This window comes from Aeromonas sp. QDB03 (assembly GCF_027707985.1).
GTDB classification, from domain to species: Bacteria; Pseudomonadota; Gammaproteobacteria; order Enterobacterales; family Aeromonadaceae; genus Aeromonas; species Aeromonas hydrophila.
Window position 1 is genome coordinate 813,878 of sequence record NZ_JAPCJG010000001.1, and the last position, 19,434, is coordinate 833,311.

Annotated in this window: 21 protein-coding genes and 2 tRNA genes; 9 read left to right on the top strand and 14 right to left on the bottom strand. The window is 64.4% G+C overall.

Translation table 11 applies throughout. From position 1 onward, the window contains the following. Together PG900_RS03650 and PG900_RS03655 are read right to left on the bottom strand one after the other, a co-directional pair. Positions 1-73 (bottom strand) — tRNA-Met (locus PG900_RS03650). A gap of 92 nt (positions 74-165) precedes the next feature. Beyond that, positions 166-242: transfer RNA gene (locus tag PG900_RS03655), tRNA-Met, on the bottom strand. Positions 243-438: 196 nt separating this feature from the next. Between PG900_RS03655 and glgX the strand changes: the two genes are divergently transcribed. Beyond that, entirely contained in the window at positions 439-2,502 is a 2,064-nt protein-coding gene (gene glgX / locus PG900_RS03660; protein WP_270830936.1) for a glycogen debranching protein GlgX, read from the top strand. A gap of 83 nt (positions 2,503-2,585) precedes the next feature. Here the strand turns inward: glgX and PG900_RS03665 are convergent, their stop codons facing one another. The 4 genes from PG900_RS03665 to PG900_RS03680 all read right to left on the bottom strand — a co-directional run bounded on the left by PG900_RS03665 (position 2,586) and on the right by PG900_RS03680 (position 6,299). Further along, the gene (locus tag PG900_RS03665; protein WP_076360836.1) at positions 2,586-3,305 is read right to left on the bottom strand and encodes a hypothetical protein; all 720 of its coding nucleotides are present in this window, start codon (positions 3,303-3,305) and stop codon (positions 2,586-2,588) included. Between the two features lie 207 nt (positions 3,306-3,512). Beyond that, entirely contained in the window at positions 3,513-5,150 is a 1,638-nt protein-coding gene (locus PG900_RS03670; protein ID WP_011706231.1) for an ATP-dependent endonuclease, read from the bottom strand. A 77-nt stretch (positions 5,151-5,227) separates the two neighbouring features. Continuing rightward, positions 5,228-5,350: a hypothetical protein gene (locus tag PG900_RS03675; protein ID WP_254902163.1), complete on the bottom strand. Its 123-nt coding sequence runs from the start codon at positions 5,348-5,350 to the stop codon at positions 5,228-5,230. Positions 5,351-5,411: 61 nt separating this feature from the next. After that, positions 5,412-6,299 (bottom strand): AraC family transcriptional regulator, encoded by an 888-nt coding sequence (locus tag PG900_RS03680; RefSeq protein ID WP_270830937.1) that lies wholly within the window; start codon positions 6,297-6,299, stop codon positions 5,412-5,414. A 167-nt stretch (positions 6,300-6,466) separates the two neighbouring features. Between PG900_RS03680 and PG900_RS03685 the strand changes: the two genes are divergently transcribed. Together PG900_RS03685 and PG900_RS03690 are read left to right on the top strand one after the other, a co-directional pair. Continuing rightward, complete coding sequence (locus PG900_RS03685) at positions 6,467-7,378, top strand: DMT family transporter (RefSeq protein WP_270830938.1); 912 nt, start codon at positions 6,467-6,469, stop codon at positions 7,376-7,378. 57 nt (positions 7,379-7,435) lie between these two features. After that, on the top strand, positions 7,436-8,290 hold the full coding sequence (locus tag PG900_RS03690; RefSeq protein ID WP_016350602.1) for a LysR family transcriptional regulator: 855 nt from the start codon (positions 7,436-7,438) through the stop codon (positions 8,288-8,290). Between the two features lie 84 nt (positions 8,291-8,374). On the opposite strand, the gene PG900_RS03695 is transcribed toward PG900_RS03690, so the two are convergent. Next, on the bottom strand, positions 8,375-9,154 hold the full coding sequence (locus PG900_RS03695) for a TSUP family transporter (protein ID WP_011706235.1): 780 nt from the start codon (positions 9,152-9,154) through the stop codon (positions 8,375-8,377). Between the two features lie 349 nt (positions 9,155-9,503). Then, a complete protein-coding gene (locus PG900_RS03700) occupies positions 9,504-10,265 on the bottom strand; it encodes a tRNA-uridine aminocarboxypropyltransferase (protein ID WP_270830939.1) in 762 nt (253 codons plus the stop codon). A gap of 166 nt (positions 10,266-10,431) precedes the next feature. On the opposite strand from PG900_RS03700, the gene PG900_RS03705 reads away from it, so the two are divergent. Beyond that, entirely contained in the window at positions 10,432-10,845 is a 414-nt protein-coding gene (locus PG900_RS03705; protein WP_270830940.1) for a VOC family protein, read from the top strand. 78 nt (positions 10,846-10,923) lie between these two features. Here the strand turns inward: PG900_RS03705 and PG900_RS03710 are convergent, their stop codons facing one another. After that, on the bottom strand, positions 10,924-11,913 hold the full coding sequence (locus tag PG900_RS03710) for a D-alanine--D-alanine ligase (RefSeq protein WP_024944446.1): 990 nt from the start codon (positions 11,911-11,913) through the stop codon (positions 10,924-10,926). Positions 11,914-12,113: 200 nt separating this feature from the next. Continuing rightward, the gene (locus tag PG900_RS03715; protein WP_016350596.1) at positions 12,114-12,722 is read right to left on the bottom strand and encodes a 2OG-Fe(II) oxygenase; all 609 of its coding nucleotides are present in this window, start codon (positions 12,720-12,722) and stop codon (positions 12,114-12,116) included. 287 nt (positions 12,723-13,009) lie between these two features. Here PG900_RS03715 and PG900_RS03720 point away from each other — a divergent pair, with 287 nt between their 5' ends. Further along, positions 13,010-13,486, top strand: coding sequence for a glutathione peroxidase (locus PG900_RS03720; RefSeq protein ID WP_135319639.1), 477 nt, complete (start codon positions 13,010-13,012; stop codon positions 13,484-13,486). Positions 13,487-13,634: 148 nt separating this feature from the next. Then, the gene (locus PG900_RS03725) at positions 13,635-15,020 is read left to right on the top strand and encodes a DEAD/DEAH box helicase (protein WP_011706241.1); all 1,386 of its coding nucleotides are present in this window, start codon (positions 13,635-13,637) and stop codon (positions 15,018-15,020) included. A 63-nt stretch (positions 15,021-15,083) separates the two neighbouring features. On the opposite strand, the gene PG900_RS03730 is transcribed toward PG900_RS03725, so the two are convergent. The 4 genes from PG900_RS03730 to PG900_RS03745 form a co-directional block, all read right to left on the bottom strand. After that, a complete protein-coding gene (locus PG900_RS03730; RefSeq protein WP_270830941.1) occupies positions 15,084-15,521 on the bottom strand; it encodes an acetyltransferase in 438 nt (145 codons plus the stop codon). Between the two features lie 7 nt (positions 15,522-15,528). Further along, positions 15,529-16,020, bottom strand: coding sequence for a GNAT family N-acetyltransferase (locus PG900_RS03735; RefSeq protein ID WP_270830942.1), 492 nt, complete (start codon positions 16,018-16,020; stop codon positions 15,529-15,531). A 33-nt stretch (positions 16,021-16,053) separates the two neighbouring features. Beyond that, the gene (locus PG900_RS03740; RefSeq protein WP_011706244.1) at positions 16,054-16,386 is read right to left on the bottom strand and encodes a YnfA family protein; all 333 of its coding nucleotides are present in this window, start codon (positions 16,384-16,386) and stop codon (positions 16,054-16,056) included. A 161-nt stretch (positions 16,387-16,547) separates the two neighbouring features. Continuing rightward, a complete protein-coding gene (locus PG900_RS03745) occupies positions 16,548-17,393 on the bottom strand; it encodes a DUF5718 family protein (protein ID WP_257689394.1) in 846 nt (281 codons plus the stop codon). Positions 17,394-17,750: 357 nt separating this feature from the next. Between PG900_RS03745 and cyaB the strand changes: the two genes are divergently transcribed. From cyaB to PG900_RS03760, 3 genes are all read left to right on the top strand, one after another. After that, positions 17,751-18,323 (top strand): class IV adenylate cyclase, encoded by a 573-nt coding sequence (gene cyaB / locus PG900_RS03750; RefSeq protein WP_270830943.1) that lies wholly within the window; start codon positions 17,751-17,753, stop codon positions 18,321-18,323. Next, positions 18,320-18,712, top strand: coding sequence for an NUDIX hydrolase (locus PG900_RS03755; RefSeq protein WP_270830944.1), 393 nt, complete (start codon positions 18,320-18,322; stop codon positions 18,710-18,712). The genes cyaB and PG900_RS03755 overlap by 4 nt, the downstream gene beginning before the upstream one ends. A gap of 169 nt (positions 18,713-18,881) precedes the next feature. Beyond that, a complete protein-coding gene (locus PG900_RS03760; RefSeq protein ID WP_041217453.1) occupies positions 18,882-19,388 on the top strand; it encodes a GNAT family N-acetyltransferase in 507 nt (168 codons plus the stop codon). The last annotated feature ends 46 nt before the right edge of the window (positions 19,389-19,434 follow it).

Consider the following 19,434-nt stretch of genomic DNA (forward strand, 5'->3'; position numbering starts at 1 on the left):
TGCGGGGGCCGGATTTGAACCGACGACCTTCGGGTTATGAGCCCGACGAGCTACCGAGCTGCTCCACCCCGCGTCCGTATTTTTTCGTTCAGGCTGAGCAGTAGCCTGTTCGAATTCTCTTGTTTATCAAACTATTGCAAGGCAATCCTGATACAAGAACTCAGATGGTTGCGGGGGCCAGATTTGAACTGACGACCTTCGGGTTATGAGCCCGACGAGCTACCGGGCTGCTCCACCCCGCGTCTGAGGTCGCCAATAATAGGCGCCGGCGCTCAGATTGCAAGTAAATATCCTAAAAAAACTTCATTCGAAGATTAAACCGGCACAAATCGCAGGAATTTGCAACAGAGCGCCGATTTTTCAGACAAGCAGGTTTGGGGCCAGCTTGGCGCACTACACTCAGATGGTTTGTAACTCCTCGTTTTGGGTAGGTTTATCATGCGCATCTCCGCTGGTCATTGCCGTCAATTGGGGGCCACACCCGAGCACGACGGCGTCAACTTCGCCATCTGGGCTCGCCTCGCCAGCCGGGTCGAACTGCTGCTGTTTACCAGCGCCGACGACGCCACGCCGGAAGTGATCCCTTTGTCACCCCGTCTCAACCGTACCGCCTACTACTGGCACATCCATATAGAGGGCATCGAGCTCGGTCAACGTTATGCCTATCGCATCCAGGGCCCCTGGCGCCCCTACTACGGCACCCGCTTCGATGCGGACAAGGTGCTGTTGGATCCGTATGGCCGCAGCATCGAGCTGGGTGCCAACTACGATCGCTGGGCGGCGGCCCGTCCCGGCAGCAACCTGGCGGAGTGTGCCAAGAACCGGGTGGTGGACACCCGCCACTACGACTGGGAGGGGGACAAGCTGCCCGCCCACTCCCTCTCCCGCTCGGTGATCTACGAGCTGCACCTGGGGGGCTTCACCAAGTCGCCGAGTTCAGGGGTCGACCCCGCCTTGCGCGGCACCTACCTCGGCCTCATCGAGAAGATCCCCTATCTGCAATCCCTCGGCGTTACCGCGGTCGAGCTGCTGCCGGTGTTCCAGTTCGATCCTCAGGACTCTCCCAGAGGGCTCTCCAACTACTGGGGCTACAGCCCCATGTCGTTTTTTGCCCCCCACGCCCAGTACGCCAGCGGCGAGGATCCTCTCACCGAGTTTCGCGACATGGTCAAGGCGCTGCACCGGGCCAACATCGAGGTGATCCTGGACGTGGTCTACAACCACACCGCCGAGGGGGGCGACGATGGCCCCACCTTCTCGTTTCGCGGCATCGATAACGAGGCCTACTACATCCTCGACACCAATCAGAAGGACACCAACTATTCGGGCTGCGGCAACACCTTCAACGGTGCCCACCCGGTGGTGCTGCGCATGATCATGGATAGCCTCCACTTCTGGCGCCAGGAGATGCACGTGGATGGCTTTCGTTTCGACCTGGCGGCCATTTTGTCGCGGGACGAGTCGGGCCAGCCCCAGGCCAATGCGCCAACCCTGCGCACCATCGATACCGATCCTCGCATCGCCGACATCAAGCTCATCGCCGAGGCCTGGGATGCGGGGGGCCTCTATCAGGTGGGCAGCCTGGCCGGCGCCCGCTGGCGCGAGTGGAACGGCCAGTTCAGGGACGACGTGCGCCGCTTTCTGCGCGGGGATGACAATGCGGTGATGCCCTTCGTGGAGCGGCTGTGCGGCAGCCCGGACATCTACCACTACCATCACGCCGATCCGGAGAAGAGCATCAACTTCGTCACCTGCCACGACGGCTTCACCCTGTGGGACTGGGCCAGCTACAACGGCAAGCACAACGACGCCAACGGCGAGCAGAACCGGGATGGCTGCGATCACAACTTCAGCTGGAACCACGGTCAGGAGGGGCCGAGCGAGGATCCCCAGATCAACGCCCTGCGCCTGCGACAGGCCAAGAACATGATGGTGGCCACCCTGCTCTCGGTGGGCTCCCCCATGCTGCTGATGGGGGACGAGGTGCTGCGCACCCAGCACGGCAACAACAACGGCTACTGCCAGGACAACGACACCTGCTGGATGCAGTGGCAGCCCGACGCCATGGGCCAGGAGATGTTCCGCTTCATGAAGGAGCTGATCCAATATCGCAAGCACCTGTTCCAACGCCCGGAGCAGGAGAGCATGCCGCTGTCGCTGACCGAGATCCTGCGCCACAGCGAGATCTGCTGGCACGGGGTCAACGCCGCCCAGCCAGACTTCAGCCCTCACTCCCACGCCATCGCCATGTCAGCCCTGTCGAGCGAAACCCGGCTGGCCCTCTACGTGCTGTTCAACGCCTACTGGGAGCCGCTCACCTTCAATCTGCCAAGCCCCCCCAAGGGGGTCGGTGGCTACTGGCGCCGGATCCTGGATACCGCCCTGCCCTCGCCCGAGGACATCAGCACCTTCGGTATGCCGCTGGAGGGGCTGACCCGGGAGTACCTGGCCCAACCGCGCAGCAGTTGCCTCTTCATCTGCGGTGCCGACGACTTTTACTAGGGGTCGCAAACCAGGGGCCGCACACGGCCAGCAAAAAGCCCACCCCGGGCAGCCGGGGTGGGCTTTTTCATGACGCCAGTCTGTCAGGCCAGCTGGTGTAGCACGCTGGTCGCCGCAAGCTGGGCGATGATGAGACCGCACAGGGCGGTGGAGACCACCACCGGGGCCGTCTCCTGCTGGCGATAGAGCGGGCTGAACCAGAGCAGCAGGGCCGCGATCAGCAGGGCAGCCTGGGTCAGTACAGCGGGGATCAGCGCATCGAGGCCGGCACTGCTTCCCTGCCAGCCCACCAGCACCGCCAGCCAGAGCAGACTCAGGATGGCGGCCACCAGCCCGGCCAGCGGCAACAGGGTATTGAACGCCTGCAGGCGGTGACGGGCCCGCAGCAGCATCAGGTGGGCAAAGGCCGCCCCCAGCAGCACCATCTGCAGCAGGCCGCCAAGCCAGCCCTGGATCTGCAGCAAGCCGATGCCATAGACCAGCAGCGGCATGGCTGGCAGCCAGAACAGCGTGGCGGGAATGGCGCGCTTGCCCTCCAGCCTGGATTGGGCCAGCGACAGCACCACCCCCAGGATCAGGGCGGCAGCACCGCTCCAGATCAGCCAGTCGGCCGCCTTGGCCTCCACCGCCAGCATCAGGGAGAGGCCGGTGATCACCCAGACCGAGAAGAGCTGGGTGGTGATCCGCGAGCGCTGGCCCGGGCAGAGATCACCGCGCCAGAGCACCAGGCCCAGCGCGATGAGGGCCCCCAGCGCCATCAGGCCGGTCAGGGGAAAGAGCCAAAAAGGGAGTTGGACGAACATGACGCCTCCAGCAGCAAGGATTCAGAACGCGCCGATGGGCGCCGGATGAAGGGGCCGAGTATACCCAAAGCCGCCGCCATCCCCAATCCCTGCCGGGAGCACGTCCACCATTGATGACTGGCGATCAGATGCAGGCAACGGGCGCTGGCCGCCTTGCCTGCCCAGAATGCAGCGCCCTCACCATCCACTGCACAGGGCCGGCAGCGGTCAGCCCTGGCCGCGGGCCAGCGCCACCACCCGGGCGAACATCTGGCGCAGCACCGGCGGGATGTGCTCGCCACCGAGCCGCTCCGCCTCCTCCACCACCGCCAGCGCCATGCCCGGCTTGCTGCGATGGTGAATCGCCTTGTTGATGATGCGCCCGGCGTTGAGGGTCGAGCGCCCCCCCACGCCGGCTTCACGCCGGAACACCGCCTCGAAGCCGTTGTGATAGAGGTAGTGCTCTATGTCCGCCGCCGGCAACTGGGTCAAGCGATCCCGCTCCCGCTCGCCCTTGAGCAGGGAGCGGGCCGAGGTGGCGTACTTGACCCCCGCCTCGTCGCCGTCGGTGAGCAGATGCCACTCGATGCCAAAATCCCGCGCCACCTTGATGAGCGGTGACTGGCCGCACTGGGCGAACTCGATGATCCGCACCCCCTCCGCCCGCAGGCTGTAGCCGCAGATCTGGGCGAGCTCGGAGAGCAGCCAGATCTCGGTCTCCCCCTCCACCAGCAGCCAGCAGCGGGCAAACATCGACATGGGGCGGTTGATGCGCACGTGGAAGGCTATCTTGCGCAGGTCGTCGCTGCTGTAGCGCTCGCCCCCCAGCTGATGACAGACGATGTCCTGCTGGCGGCGCACCAGCCGGCGGATCTGGTTGAGGGGCAGCGAAGAGAGCAGGTCCCCCGAATTGGTGGTGAGCAGCTTCTGCCCCGGCAGCTGTTCCAGCAGCCCCCAGGCCAGTGCCAGCATGGTGGGGTGCAGGCGGCTCTCCGGGTCTTCCAGGATCATGATGGGGCGCGCACCCTGCTCCAGCTCCCGGTTGCCCCGCGCCTGCAGCAGGGTGGCCGCCATGCCCGCCATCGCCAGCTGCAGCGCCCGGTTGTCGGCATTGCGCAGCAGCGCCTGCAGATTGCCGGGGTTGCGCAGGGTCATGGGGCGATTGACGATCTCCCGCTGGCTGCGCGGCTTGTTCTTGATGGGGGCCAGCGCGTTGAAGTAATGATCCATCAGCTGGCGCACCGCCTGCAGTGCCTCTTTGAGTTCGGGCTCGCCGATGCGCTGGGGCTCGTCGATCAGCTTGTCGGCCAGCTCGCTCAGCCGGTGCTCGGAGAGATCCCCCCACTGCAGGGTCTCCACCCCGTTGCGGGCGGTACGGGCATCCCGCAACCGGAACACCGGGTTCATGGTGATGAGCAGGCAGACCAGCTCATGGGCATCGTCGATGGGCAGGCTCTTGCCGATGCCGTCGAGAAAGTCGTGGGTGGTGGTGACGGTGCCATCGCTCTGCAGTTCGGCGCTGGCGCGGTAGTGAATGCGGTGAAACTTGTCCTTGTGCTTGACCCAGGCCGCGCCAAGTCTAGCCAGCCGGCGGGAGTGCAGGCACATCTGGGGTCTGTGCTCGCTGAAGGTGAGCACCAGTTGCAGGTGGCGGGCCGGCTCGAGTTCGGGATCTTCGGGCTGGTGAAAGTCATCGCTGCTGAACTGATAGGGCTCGGCATCCTGACCCAGCAGACACCAGAGGGCGCGCAGCAGGCTGGACTTGCCCCAGGCGTTTTCGCCGATGAGCACTGTGGTGTTGTCCAGCCCGAGCGAGAGGCGATTTATTCCGCGAAAACCTTTGACTTCAATGCGTTCCAGAAACATGCGGCCATATCCAGTCCATCCTGATGGCGCAATAGTGGCAAAGTTGTCGGGAAAATCCTATCGGGTCGTGGCGATTTTCAGCGGGAACTGTGAGGAACGAGCGGTTCGGGCGGGGTCGGCATGCCAAGGCGGCCCTGAGGGGCATTCCAGTGGCTGAACCAGAGGTGGCGGGTACGGGTCTGACGTTTGCGATGATTCAAGGGCAACTCCTGTGCAGGTTGAAGGAACGAGGCTCCCCCTCGTTGCCGACCAATCTGCCGCTTATCTGTGACAGGAGGATGACAGCTGGCTGCGCCACTGCCCTGGGGTCAGGCCGAATGCCTCCCGGAAGCGGTTGCCAAGGTGAGCCTGGGACGAGAAGCCACACAGGATGGCGATGCTGGCCAGGGAGTCGGCGCCGGCCAGCAGCTGCTTGGCCCGCTTGAGCCGCAGCCCCAGCAGGTAGCGATGGGGCGGGCAGCCGAGGCTCTGGCCGAACATGCGGGCGAAGTGGTATTCGCTCAGGCCCGCCTCCTGCGCCAGCTCGGCCAGGGTGACAGGCTCGGCCAGATGGGCCAGCAGGTACTCCTGCACCCGCCGGATCACCACCGGCGCCAGGCCGCCACGCACCTCGGGTAGGGGCGGCGCCTCCCGGGTGTGGTGACGATAGGCGTGCAGCATCAGCATCCAGGCGCCGTGGGAGAGCGCCATCCGATCCACCTGGTGCTGCCAGTCCAGCTGCATCAGCTGGCCCTGTACCAGAGTGGCGGCCTTGGGATCGTCGATGAAGGTCTTGTCTTCCAGCAGCAGGTGGCGTCCCTCCTTGTCGCACACCTCTTCGGCGATGCGGGTCAGGTGGGCCGGGGTGAAGTAGAGGTGGAAGAAGCGAAACTCCTCGCGCACCAGCCACTCGGATCTGTGGTGATCCGGCATGATGCACACCTTGCCGGTGCCGCCGTGGCCGCCCGGGCCGTCCAGCCGCTCGGTCTGCTCGCCCCCTTGCAGGTAGACGCTCAGGGTATGGTGGCCCGGCTTGTGGTAGCGGGTCTGATCGTAACAGTTGCGCCAGCTGGCAACGCCAAGGCCGGGTTCCAGCCAGCAGGCGTTCTCCAGTCGCGCGCCCGTGCTGACCAGTGCATCGAATACTCCCGCCGGCTTAGTCTGCAGCACCCGCTCCGTTCCTCTTGTTGCTTGCCTGATGGCCCTTGTGCGCCATCTTAACGCGGCGCGGCGGCAAAGGCTGCGGCTGCCTGCAAAAAACCGCAAGATGGTGTAAGCCCGCCACCGCCGCCCGCTGCATGCTGATCCCATGTCGTTGTCATCTCACCGGATACCCCATGAATCTGATGCTCTATCTTGCCACCGTCCTTATCTGGGGCAGCACCTGGATCGCCATCGCCTGGCAGCTTGGCCCCATTCCCATCGAGGTCTCGGTACTCTATCGCTTCGTCCTGGCGGCGCTGGCGCTGTTTGCCCTGCTCACCGCCAGCGGCCGTTTCCCGCGCCTGCCCTGGGCCGGCCAGCGTTATGCCGCCCTGCTCGGCGGCCTGCTCTTTTCCACCAACTTCCTCTGTTTCTACCACGCCACCCTCTATATTCCGAGCGGCCTGTCGGCGGTGATCTTCGCCAGTGCCAGCATCTTCAACGGCCTCAACCTCTGGCTGTTCGAGGGCAAACGTCCTGGCCTGCGCTGGCTGCAAGGATCCTTGCTGGGACTCCTTGGCACCCTCTTGCTGTTCTGGCCGGTGCTGGCGGATGCGCAACTGGGTGCAAACAGCTGGAAGGGGCTGCTGCTCGCCTGCGGCGGCACCCTCTGCTTCTCGCTCGGCAACCTGGTCTCGGCCCGCGGCCAGCGCCAGGGCTACCATGTGCTGCAGCTGGTGCCCTGGGGCATGGTCTACGGGGTGGTGTTGCTGCTGGGCTGGGTCACCCTGCTCGGCCAGCAGCTGGTGATCCCGACCGATGGTCACTACCTGGCGGCCATGGTCTATCTCGCCCTGTTCGGCTCGGTCATCGCCTTCACGGCTTATCTCACCCTGGTGGGGCGGATCGGCGCCAGCAAGGCCTCCTATGCCACCGTGCTGTTCCCCCTGGTGGCGCTGACGCTCTCCACCTTCTACGAGGGGTTCGTCTGGCAGCCGGTGTCGGTGGTGGGGGTCATGATCAGCCTGCTTGGCAACCTGGTGATCTTCGCACCGCCCCTGCGGGAGTGGCGCCTGCGCCCCGTCAGGGCGGCGAAGGATGCTTGATCCCAACCACGCCAGCCCCTAAGGTAACGCCTTCCTACGCAGATGACGGGAGGCGATATGTTACTGGAAGGGCTGGAGACTCTCTGCCTGCTGGCCAGCGAAGGCACCATGGCCAAGGTGGCCAGCCGGCTCTATATCAGCCAGTCGGCGGTGAGCAAGCGCATCGCCCAGCTGGAGCAGCGCCTCGGCAAGAAGCTGGTCGAGCCGGACGGGCGCCAGATAAGGCTAACCCCCCAGGCACAAGAGCTGCTGGCCCGGGTCGCTCCCAGCCTCGCCGAGATGAAGGGGGTGCTGGCCGACAGCCAGACCCTCACCGACCTGACTCCCCTGCCCGTCGCCTGCTCCGAGACTCTGCTGGCGGGCTACCTCGCCCGCTTCATGCACGACTACCTGCGACAGGATCCCCATCTCGCCCTCTCCACCCACCATACCCCGGTCATTCTGGCGCGAGTGCGCAGCGGCGATGCCCTGCTCGGCATCTGCGCCGGGCGCCTGCCACCGGGGCACGGCCTGGAGGCCAGACTGCTGCTGGAGGAGCCCTTCTATCTGGTGGAGGGCGATCAGCGCGAGGGCGAAAACGCCGATCAAGGGCTGCGCCAGATCCTCACCATGGACCTGGACAACCCCTCCAATCGCTACCTACGCGAACCGCTGGCGGCCCTTGGCCTTACCCCCGCCATGGAGCTCGACTCCTACCTCGCATTGATCGAGCTGGCCAAGGCCGGTATCGGCCCTGTGCTGCTGCCGGCCGGCCTGCTGGCGCTGGTCGGTGCACAGGGCACCCAGGCTCGCCCCCTCGCCGGGCTCGCTCGCCCGCTGCATTTGGTTTATCGGCCAAACAGCCTCAAGCGTGCACGCATCGCCCAGCTGGTGCAGGCCCTGCAGGCCCACTTCCAGCCACTCGCCGGCTGAGCGCCACAATGCAAGGGGGCCAGATCTTGCGGATCGGGCCCCCTTGTGTTGACAGCCGTGACTGTCGTTGTCAGCGAAAAGCGCTTACCCCAGCCAGGCAAACAGCTCGGGGTACTGGCTCCACACCAGCTTGGCGGACATCAGCAAGGAGACGGTCACCAGCAGCGGCTTGATGAGCTTGACCCCTTGCTTGAGCACCATTTTTGAGCCGAAACGGGCGCCGATGAACTGGCCCAGCGCCATGCAGAAGCCGACGCTCCACACCACCTTGCCCCCCAGCGCGAAAAACAGCAGCGAGGCGATGTTGGAAGTGAAGTTGAGCAACTTGGTGTGGGCGGTGGCCCGCGCCATGCCAAAACCCGCCAGCGCCACGAAACCGATGGCAAAAAACGATCCCGTGCCCGGTCCGAAGAAGCCGTCATAGAAGCCCACCCCGCCGCCCACCAGCAGGGCGAACGCCATGGGAGCGAGGCGGCGGGAGCTCTCGGCATCGCTCACCCGGGGGGAGAAGAAGAAGTAACAGGCGAAGGCCATCAGCAGGAAGGGCAGCAGCCGCTCCAGGATGGCGGCGTCGATGGTCTGCACCGCCAGGGTGCCGAGCGCCGCGCCGATGAAGGTACAGATCACCGCCGGCCAGATGATGTGCCACTCCAGCAGCCCCTTGCGGGCATAGAACCAGGTAGCGGAGAAGGAGCCAAAACTGCTCTGCAGCTTGTTGGTGCCGAGCACCAGCGCCGGCGGCATGCCGGTGGCGAGCAGGGCGGGCACCGTCAGCAGGCCGCCCCCGCCGGCAATGGCATCGATAAAGCCGGCCACCAGGGCCACGCCGAACAGGGCAAGCAGGGTAAACAGTTCCAATTCCATCCATAGCCTCACAACATTGACGGGGCCGACAAGGGCCCGCACGGCGCAGGCTCGCCATGAGCCTGATGAACAACGCTGGTCGCTATCCTAATGGCGCTTGGCTCATGAAGCTAACGAAACAGTGGCAGGCAATTGATTCCTGATTTTCATCAATAAATCATCCCGGTGAAGCGGCAGACAAGCATGCCGGCCCCCTCACCCACCCTGTTCAGGCGGCATCGGGCGCACAGGTCGCCCCATCGCCCTTGATGTCGGCCAGCGCCTGCTGCAGATAGATGGCCTTCATTCTCGCCGGAGGCCCGGCTGACCCGGCCGGCCATGTAGCGGCAACTGAAGAGATTGAACCACATCAGGCAGCATCGGGCGCGCAGGTCGCCTTATTGCCCTTGATGTCGGCCAGCGCCTGCTGCAGATGAGCTTCATCCTCGCCGGGGGCCCGGCTGACCCGACCCGCCATGTAGCGGCTGCTGAAGAGATTGAACCACAGTTGCAACGCCTGCCCCGCCGCCAGCTCGCCGGCCACCTCCAGCACGCAGGCCGCCACCTCGGCGGTGCACAGGTGCTCGTCGCAGTGCGCTACCCGCATACCATAGGTGGAGAGTGCGTCGGGCTTGATGGAGAGCACCGGAAAGCCGTCCAGATAGGGGCTCTTGTTGAACATCTTGCGCGCCTCGGGCCAGGTGCCGTCCAACAGGATGAACAGCGGCTTCTTGCCAGGAACCGGGGTCACCACCGAGGTGAGCCGGGCGGGATCCTTCTCGCAGGCGGGAAACACCACATAGGGCTGCCAGACGGGATCCGCCAGCAGGGCCAGCAGCTCGGGATGGGGCTTGGTGCGCGACCAGAGAAACGCCCAGGTGGTATCCGGCAACACATCGGCGATGAGACGACCGGTGTTGGAGGGCTTCATCGGTTCGCTGTCGTACATCAACAGGCAGAAGCCGGCCTCGGCCTTGAGCTCGGGGCGCCATTCGCAGGCACACCAGTCGTGGCGCAGCTGGCAGGCTTCGCAGCGCGGCACGCTGCCGCCACGGGCGAGAAAGGGTCGGGTCGAGACGCTCTTGCGCCAGATGCGCAGGCGATTGACGGCGTGATCGGGAATTGGCTTCATGGAACGCGGCTCTGGCGATGCCTGTGGCAGGACAAAAAGGGGGCAGATTGTAACGAGCCGTCCACCGCGCAGCAAGGCCCCCCATCCGGGGCAAGCCGGGAGGCCACGCCTCTCTATACTTGGTCGTCAACCCATGCACCCACGCATGGGACACAGGAGGATGACGATGGCAGAACAAGATATTGCCCGCGAGCACGCTCTGGCCGAAGGCACTACCTTCACCTGGCACGAGCTCTATCTGCCCGATGCCGAGGCCGGGATCCGTTTCTACACCGAAGTGCTCGGCTGGGAGAGCCAGACCATGGCGATGGAAGGTGGCGACTACCCCATGCTGGTTGCCAATGGCAGGCCGATCGCCGGCGTGCAGGCCACCCGGGGCAATCCCGAGATGGCCGGCGTACCACCCCACTGGGCAACCTATATCGCGGTGGATGACGTCGATGTCAGGGTGCTCAGGGTCAACCAGCACGGTGGCAGCGTGGTGGTGCCCGCCATGAATATCCCGGGGGTCGGGCGCATGGCCCTGATCGCAGATCCACAAGGGGCGCACATCTGGCTGTTCACCCCTGACCCCATGTGACATCACCTACCGCAACAACGACAGAGGGGCCCGCAGGCCCCTCTTCATCATTCAGCTCGCCCTGCTCGGGCACCGACCTCAGACCGCCTTGCGCAGGATCTGCTCAAGGTAGTCGGCAAAGCGGTGACCGTGATGCTCCAGCAGTTTCGGGAACATGGAGATGGAGGTCATGCCCGGGAAGGTGTTGATTTCGTTCAGCAGGATCTCGCCCTCTTCGGTCAGGAAGAAGTCGATGCGCGACAGGTGAGTCAGTTTGAGCTGACGGAACGCCTTGAGCGCGTACTCGTGAATGGCATCAGCCTGCGCCTGGGTCAGCCCCTCGGCGCGCAATGCGGTCTCGGTGTGACTGGCGCTGCTGTACTTCTCTTCATAGGTGTAGAACTTGTCCTGCGGCACGCAAATCTCGCCCGGGTAGGTGGCCACCAGCTCGTCACCGTACTGGTAAACCGCCACTTCCAGCTCGCGCGGCTTGACCGCTTTTTCGATCAGTACCTGCTCGGAGTAACCGAAGGCATCGGCAATGCCCTTCACCAGATCCGCTTCGTTGCTGGCGGAGTAGCAGCCGACGGAAGAGCCCTGGGAGGCCGCCTTGATGAAGACCTTGCCCCACTTGGCCAGCGCGGCTTTCGCCTCGCTCAGCGCCGCGTCGTTCTGCTCGGTCAGGAACAGATAAGGGGTATTGGGGATGCCGATGGCGGAGAGCCACAGCTTGGTGCTGATCTTGTTGAAGCAGATCTTGCTCGCCTCGGCGTCGCAGCCCAGATAAGGCAGGCCCGCCAGCTCGAGGAAGGATTGCAGGTCGCCGGTCTCGCCAGGGTAGCCGTGGATGCAGGGCACCACGTAATCCACCGGACGGGCCACGCTGTCAAACGACAGCAGCTTGTCCAGCCCCAGCTTGCATTCGCGGCCGTCGGCGCTGAGCCAGCGGTCGGCAAACATCTCGACCCGGGTCACGTCGACCCCAGGCAAAAGACCGAGCTGTTGCTCGAGAAAATTTGCGCTTCGCAGAGAGACTTCGTGCTCGGAGCCACCGCCGCCGCACAGCAGCAAGACATGCATGTTCTTCATTAGATGTGATCCCTTGGGAAAAGCGGCTTCGCCATCACCATTTAAAACCCAACCGCATTAAAACCGGACGAAGCCAGATACGAAGATAAGTGCGGGCCAGTGTAGCAAGGGAGATCGAGCCTTGTCAGCCGATGGGAGCCCCATCCGCCGACAAGGGCCATAAAAATTCCCGCCTGTGTCAGAAATTGGATGAAAAGAACTCAGCGCGGCGGATCGAGCCGGCCGTTGCCGCTGCCGTTGACCCGAAACCAGCCGGCGATGCTGTAGCGCTCCTGGTTGGCGGGCAACACCTCGTGGGGGAACTCTTCGGATAGAAACAACACCAGCCGCCCGCCCCGGGGCGAGACATCCATCAAAAACTGCTCGTCGTCATCGTACATCCGCAGCACCCCGCCCGCCTGGGGTTGCCAGTCGTTGTTGAGGTAGAACACCGAGGTGAGGCGGCGGTTGGAGCGCCCGGCGAAGGCGTCGCGATGGGTGGCATAGAAGTCACCGCTGCGATAGCGGGCAAAGTGGGCCTCGTAGTCGAACAGCCCCAGCATCAGCATCCGGTTGGCGGCCAGCCGCAGTGCCTCCATCCGGGCAAGATAGTCGGCCACCGGCGCACCGAGGGAGGGTTCGAGCCAGTGGATCTGATCCCGGCGAATGGCGCGATTGTCCTGATGCAGCGCATCGCGACCGATCCCCGCCGGCCGCCACGCATCCGGCAGACACGCCTTGAGGGCATCCACCTCGGCGGCGGTTAAAAAATCATCCACTATCACCCATCCCCGGGTGTAAATGGCATCCATGACGGCTTGATAGTCCAAGATTGACTCGCAACAAGTGGAGAGAGGGCGCTTTTTAGCGACTTCCAGGGCAAGACACAAACCGGTTTGCTTATCCTCAGAAGTCCCACCATCAATACGCTATCCGGGCGCACAAGGCCCCCATTATCTGGTCGCCCTCGCCAGCCTGTGATCCGGCGCACTCAAATGGCCTCAGTCCGCGCCAGATCTTGCATGGCAAAGGGGAAAGCGGCGCTTGCTCCGCGCCGTCGCGCCCGCTACCGTGGAGCGATACGCCCTGAATGGGCCCCATGCAACAGGAGTGCTTCATGTCATTGCCCGACCTTATCCTGCAACGCCTTGACGGTACCGAACTGTCCTTGTCCACCCTGCAAGGCCAGGTCGTGCTGGTGGTCAACGTCGCCAGCCGCTGCGGCTTTACCCCCCAGTACACCGGACTGGAGGCGCTCTATCAGGAGCTGGGGCCCGAGGGATTGATGATCCTGGGCTTCCCCTGTGATCAGTTCGGCCACCAGGAGCCGGGAGATGCAGAGGAGATCGCCCGCTTCTGCTCCCTCGACTATCCGGTCAGCTTCCCCATCATGGCCAAGTGCGAGGTCAATGGCGAGCAGGCCCACCCCTTCTATCAGTGGCTCAAGAAGGAGCAACCGGGTCTGCTGGGGCTGGAGAACGTCAAGTGGAACTTCACCAAGTTCCTGATCGACCGGGACGGCAAGGTGGTGGCACGCTTTGCCCCCACCAGCAAACCCGAGAGCCTGCGAGACGATATCCTGGCCCTGCTCTGAGGCCGCGTCGGACAACGCGACACGGCTGCTGCGTGCAGGGCGCGCATCTGCTATATTACGCCCCCGTTATCATTTCCATCTTGTGGCGGGTGCCAGCGCACCTGCCATCCGCTGAGCCCAAGGCTCACCAGAGGAGTCTCTCTCGAACATGTCATTCAACGAACTGGGTCTGTCTCCGCACATCCTGCGGGCCGTCAAGGAGCTGGGTTACGAACAGCCAACCCCCATCCAGCAACAAGCCATCCCCGCCATTCTGGCCGGACAGGATGTGCTCGGCGGCGCCCAGACAGGCACAGGCAAAACGGCCGGTTTCACCCTGCCCATGCTGCAGCGCCTGCTGGCCAACCATGGCCGTGGCCGCCGTCAGGTGCGAGCCCTGGTGCTGACCCCGACCCGCGAACTGGCTGCCCAGGTGGGTGAGAGCATCATCAAATATGCCCACCACCTGCCGTTTCGCACCCTGATCGCCTACGGCGGCGTCAGCATCAAGCCCAATCTGGACGCCATCAAGCTCGGCATCGACATCCTGGTAGCCACCCCGGGCCGTCTGCTGGATCTGCTGACCCAGGGGGCGCTGACCCTGTCCGAGCTGGAAGTGCTGGTGCTGGACGAAGCGGATCGCATGCTCGACATGGGCTTCATCGTCGACATTCGCCGCATCATGAAGGCGCTGCCGGCCGAACGGCAGACCCTGCTGTTCTCCGCCACCTTCTCAAGCGAGATCAAGGCGCTGGCGGATGACCTGCTCAAAGAGCCCACCCTGATCGAGGTGGATCCCAGCAACACCGCCGCCGAGCAGGTGACCCAGCGCATTATTCAGGTCGACCGGGAACGTCGCCGCGAGCTGCTCTCCCACATGATCGGCCGCGGCAACTGGCAGCGGGTGCTGGTGTTCGTGCGCACCAAGCAGATCGCCGATCGCCTGGCCCAGCAGATGCAAAAAGACGGGCTCGATACCGTCGCCATCCACGGCGACAAGAGCCAGGGTGCCCGCAACCGGGCGCTGGCGGATTTTCGGGAAGGCAAGGTGCGGGTGCTGGTGGCGACCGACATCGCCGCTCGCGGCCTCGACATCGATCAGCTGCCCCATGTGATCAACTTCGAACTGCCCCAGATGGCGGAGGATTACATCCACCGCATCGGCCGCACCGGCCGCGCCGGCCGTGGCGGCGAGGCCATCTCGCTGGTGAGCCAGGACGAGCTGGGCCAGCTCAAGGGGATAGAGGCACTGATCGGCCAATCCCTCTCGGTGGAGATCCTGGAAGGGTATGAGCCCAGCGGCAAACCGAGCCGGCAGACCCTGCCGGGCAGCAAGCCGGTACAAAACCCGCCGCGCGCCCGTGGCGCCGCCAATGCCAAGGGCGGCAACGGCAAATCCGCCGCAGGCAAGAGCAAGGCAAAGAGCGATGGCGGCAAGAAGCCAGCCCCAGCCCGCAAGCGGGAAGTGGTGGGCGAGGATATCGGCTTTACCCCCATGCGCCGCCTGCCCAAGGCCCAGCGCGACGACTATCAGGACAACTCCAACGAGGAGTAACAGGCCATCCTGATCCCGTCATAACAAAAAACCGCCCGAGGGCGGTTTTTTACTGGGCCGGTGTCACTGGCCTGCCAGTGTCATATGCAGCAATGGATAGGGCTTGCCCTGCCCGTCCAGTGGCGAGCGGCCCACCACCTCGAAGTCCAGGTGGCGATAAAAGCCGAGTGCCTGCTCATTCTGCTCGTTGACGTCCACCCGGGTCGCCCCCAGCCGGGCGATGGCATCGGCCACCAGCAGGCGACCCACCCCGCCCCCGCGCAGCGCCGGGTCGATGAACAGCATCTCGATGTTGCCCTCGTGCACCCCGCAAAAGCCGGCGATACCCTGGTCGTTGCGGGCGCAGGTGAGGGTCACTGCGTCGAAGTAATGTTCCAGGATGAGCTCGCGCAGGGTGGCGATCTCCTCATCCGGCAAGAAATGGTGGGTAGCGCGCACCGACGCCTCCCACAGTGCGATCAGGGCCTGATAATCCCCGCGCGATGGCTGTTCCAGTCTCATATCGTACTCACTCAACAGATTGATTGTTTGGAGCCTGTCCGGCCGTCGCCATGGCGTCGACCTGCTTGAGGACAAACCCCTTCTCGATGCCGGCCTTGAAGCCGAGCGACGCATAGAGCCGGTGGGCTGCCTCGCGCCCCTCCCCCGACAGCAACATCACCTTGTAGCAATCCTGCTGCCAGGCGAGCGCGAGGGCATGGGTCAGCAACTGCCGGCTGATGCCCCGGCGCCGAAACGCAGAGGCCGTCACCACGTGCTCCACCATGCCAAACGGCCGGCCGCCGTTGGTCAGGGTCGCTACCACGCCGAGCTGGCAGGTGGCCGCCAGCTGGCCATCCACCTCCGCCACCAGCAGATGGAGGTGGGGCTGCGCCAGCAAGGCCGTCAGCGCCGTACGGGCAGCGTCCGGCGCAAGCGCAGGGTCATGGGGGCGCAATTCCCGATAGAGCGCCAGCAGACCGGACATGTCCTGCAGGGTACAAGCCCTGATGTGCGTCATCCCTCTTCTCCTTGAGCTGCGGGCGATGCGGCTTCACGCCTCGCGGGGGGCAAACATGATGATGGCCATGCCGCACAGGGCCACCAGCGACCCCACCAGATCCCACAAGCTGGGCCGGATGCCGTCCACCAGCCAGAGCCAGAGGATGGCCACGAAGATGTAGACGCCGCCATAGGCGGCATAGACACGCCCGGCTGCGGTCGGGTGCAGTGACAGGAGCCAGGCAAACAGCATCAGGCTCAACCCTGCCGGCAGCAGCAGCCAGACGCTGCGACCCTGGGTCAGCCAGAGATAGGGCAGATAACAGCCCAGGATCTCGGCCAGCGCCGTCACCAGAAACAACCCCATGGTTTTCAACTCGCCCATCGGCTACCCCATTGTTCAACAACGTGTTCGGCAAAAAGAGCAATGGTAAGCCAAATGGCCAAGCCGGGTAAGCGGGACCGAGTAATAATCGCGAGGGGGAAGGATAGCGGATGCAACACGCAGCCGGCCTTCCCCCGCCAACACGGGGGAAGGCCGGGTCATCAGCGGGTCTTGACCGCCTGCAGCAGGACAGACAGATCCGGCCCGAACTGACGGGTGCGAATGGCCTCACGGATATCACTTTCGCTATAACGGCTGGCCGGATAGAGCAGCACGCAGGCGGTGTCGCCGGGTTTGAGGAAGTGGGTCTCGCCAAACGGGGTATAGCGGGTGGCCCCGATGCTGATGAGGGCATGGGCCGGACGCCCGGCCTGGGCCAGCAGCCCCTGGATGTGCTCGGCCGGCCCCTCGTCCTGCTGATGGTTGAACTTGTCGATGGCCCACGTCAGCAGCTGGCCGTGGAAGTAGCTGTAATCCACCGCCGCGCTGTCGACTCCGTAGGGGTGCAGCTCGCCGTCCCGCTCCAGATAGCAGGCGATGCGGTAGTCATCGAGCTCGCAGCCGGCGGCGAAGTGGGACAGGGGCAGCATCGCGGGGGCCAGCCCCTTGCTCTCTTCACCCCAGTTCTTCTTCTCGCTGATCTTTTTGGCGTTGGGACGGCGGATGGAGCAGTCGTTGTAGGCACCAAAGGCGCGCGGGTGGATGGCCACCACCTGCTCCCCCGCGTACTCCAGCTCGCACCAGAGCGCCACTTCCGGCTCTATCTGCACCTTTTCATCGCCGCTCACCGCCGCTTCCGGCAAGAAGATGGCGTCGCCGCTCAAGGGGAAGACGCCGAGCTGGCCGGGGTGGCCCGGCACGTAAAAGGGGAACAGCGCCTTGGGGGCGCTGGTGTCGCGCACCACCACCGTCACGAAATCCGAGGCCTCGCCGGCCTGCTCCAGATGACCGGCGAAATTGCCCGCCACCCCGAGTCCGATAAACTTGCTCTCTGCTGTCACTTGCATCTTGCTCACCTGCCTCTTGCCAAAGCGAAGGCAGCGGCCCGGCACGGGGCGGCTGCCGCAAACGTGGCGAGGATTAAAACACAGGGGTCTGCCCTCGCCCAGCCTGCACGCCCCATCCTGTGCGCCAGCGCGAACTTTTGCGAGCCGGTCGGCGAGCTTGTGAACAACCGTCATGCCCAAACTGACTCGACCGTGTGCGGCGCCTGCCCTTGATCAGGGCAACAGGCAGCGCATTGATCAACCATGGGTACCGGAAACAGATCGTTTCCACATCCTGCCGCCTTGCCCCTTGGGCCCGCCCGCCAACTTTGCTAGGCTGCCCCTCATGCCAATCCGCACACTCAAGGATGCCTGTCGATGTCAGCACAGCACTTTCAGGGCCGCTTCGAGGTCGAGTTCAAATACAGACTCGGCGATGTCGAGGCCTTCACCACAGCCCTCGCCGCCCTCAATCCCGAGGTGATGCTGGAGCACAACCAGGAGCAGGACACCTACTTCGACACGCCGGACCGCAGCCTGAGCGCGGCGGACAAGAGCCTGCTGATCCGTACCATGCAACCCTCCGGCATCCGGCTCTGGATCGTGAAGGGGCCCGAACCCGATCGCTGCGAGGCGGTCAACATCACCGACGCCGACAAGGCCATCAGCATGCTGTACACCCTGGGTTACCAGCCGATACTGACCCTTCGCAAAGTGCGCAGCATCTATTTTGTCGGCCCCTTCCACGTCACCCTGGATCACCTGGCGGGGCTTGGCGATTTTGCCGAGCTGGCCATCATGACCGATGACGAAACCCTGCTGCCAGATTATCGCCAGCAACTGCTGTCCCTGGCCGCCCGGCTCGGGCTGGACCCCGAACGGCTGGAGAGCCGCTCCTATCGCACCCTGTGTGAACAAGCCACCACCCCATCACCAGAGAGACGTTCATGATCGACAAACTCGCCTGGCTGACCTTCAAGGATCAGCAACTGCTCTGTGCCCGCTCCCACGGCAAGCACATCTACTACATTCCCGGCGGCAAGCGCGAAGCGGGAGAGACCGATGAAGCAGCGCTGATGCGCGAAATCGAGGAGGAGCTGGCCGTGACCCTCAAGCCCGGCACCCTGGCGTTTGCCTGCGAGTTCAGTGCCCAGGCCGACGGCAAGCCGCAGGGGGTCAACGTCAGGCTGCGCTGCTACACCGGCGAGGCTGACGGCACTCCCGTCGCCTCGGCGGAGATCGCCGAGCTGCGCTGGCTCGACCGCCGCCATATGGCCGAGATCTCTCCGGTTTCCCGGCTGCTGTTTGCCTGGCTGATCGAACAGCAGCTCATCCGCTAAGGGGAACCCGCCAGGACGGCGTGATCGGGCGCACCCGGCGAGCGACAACGACTTGAAATTGGCGGCAGAAACGGCGAGTCTAGCCAGTCATCCTGCCGCCGGTCCCGTTGGCGGCAGGCGCCGCGGCAGACCGGGCCGGCGGCGTGAACTTCGTTGACAAGGACTCCTGATGGACATAGTTGAGGTTGATACCACCCAGGGCATCAAGCCTGCCCTCATCACTTTGCTGCAAGACAGCGTCGCCAGCGGCGCGTCGGTGGGCTTTCTGCCGCCGCTGACCGAAGAGCAGGGGCTCGTCTATTGGCAGGGCATAGAGACGGAGCTGGCCGCGGGCAGCCGCCGGCTCTGGGTCGCTTTCCTGCAACACCAGCTGGTCGGTGCCCTCCAGCTCTCGCTGTGCACCAAGGCCAATGGCCGTCACCGCGCCGAGGTGGAAAAACTGATGGTGCACAGTCTCCACCGTGGCAAGGGGGTCGGCCGTGCCCTGATGGCCAGCATGGAGCAAGGGGCCAAAGAAGCCGGCCGCAGCCTGCTGGTGCTCGACACCCGGGTGGGCGATGCCGCTTCCCGCCTCTATCGCCAGCTCGGCTACCAGGAGGCGGGCCAGATCCCCGCCTTTGCCCGCAGTGCCGACGGCACCCTGGCGGCCACCCTCTTCTTCTACAAGCAGCTCTGAGCCGCGCATCGCCTCCGCTTCGCACGCCTCTACCCTGCTCGCCCCT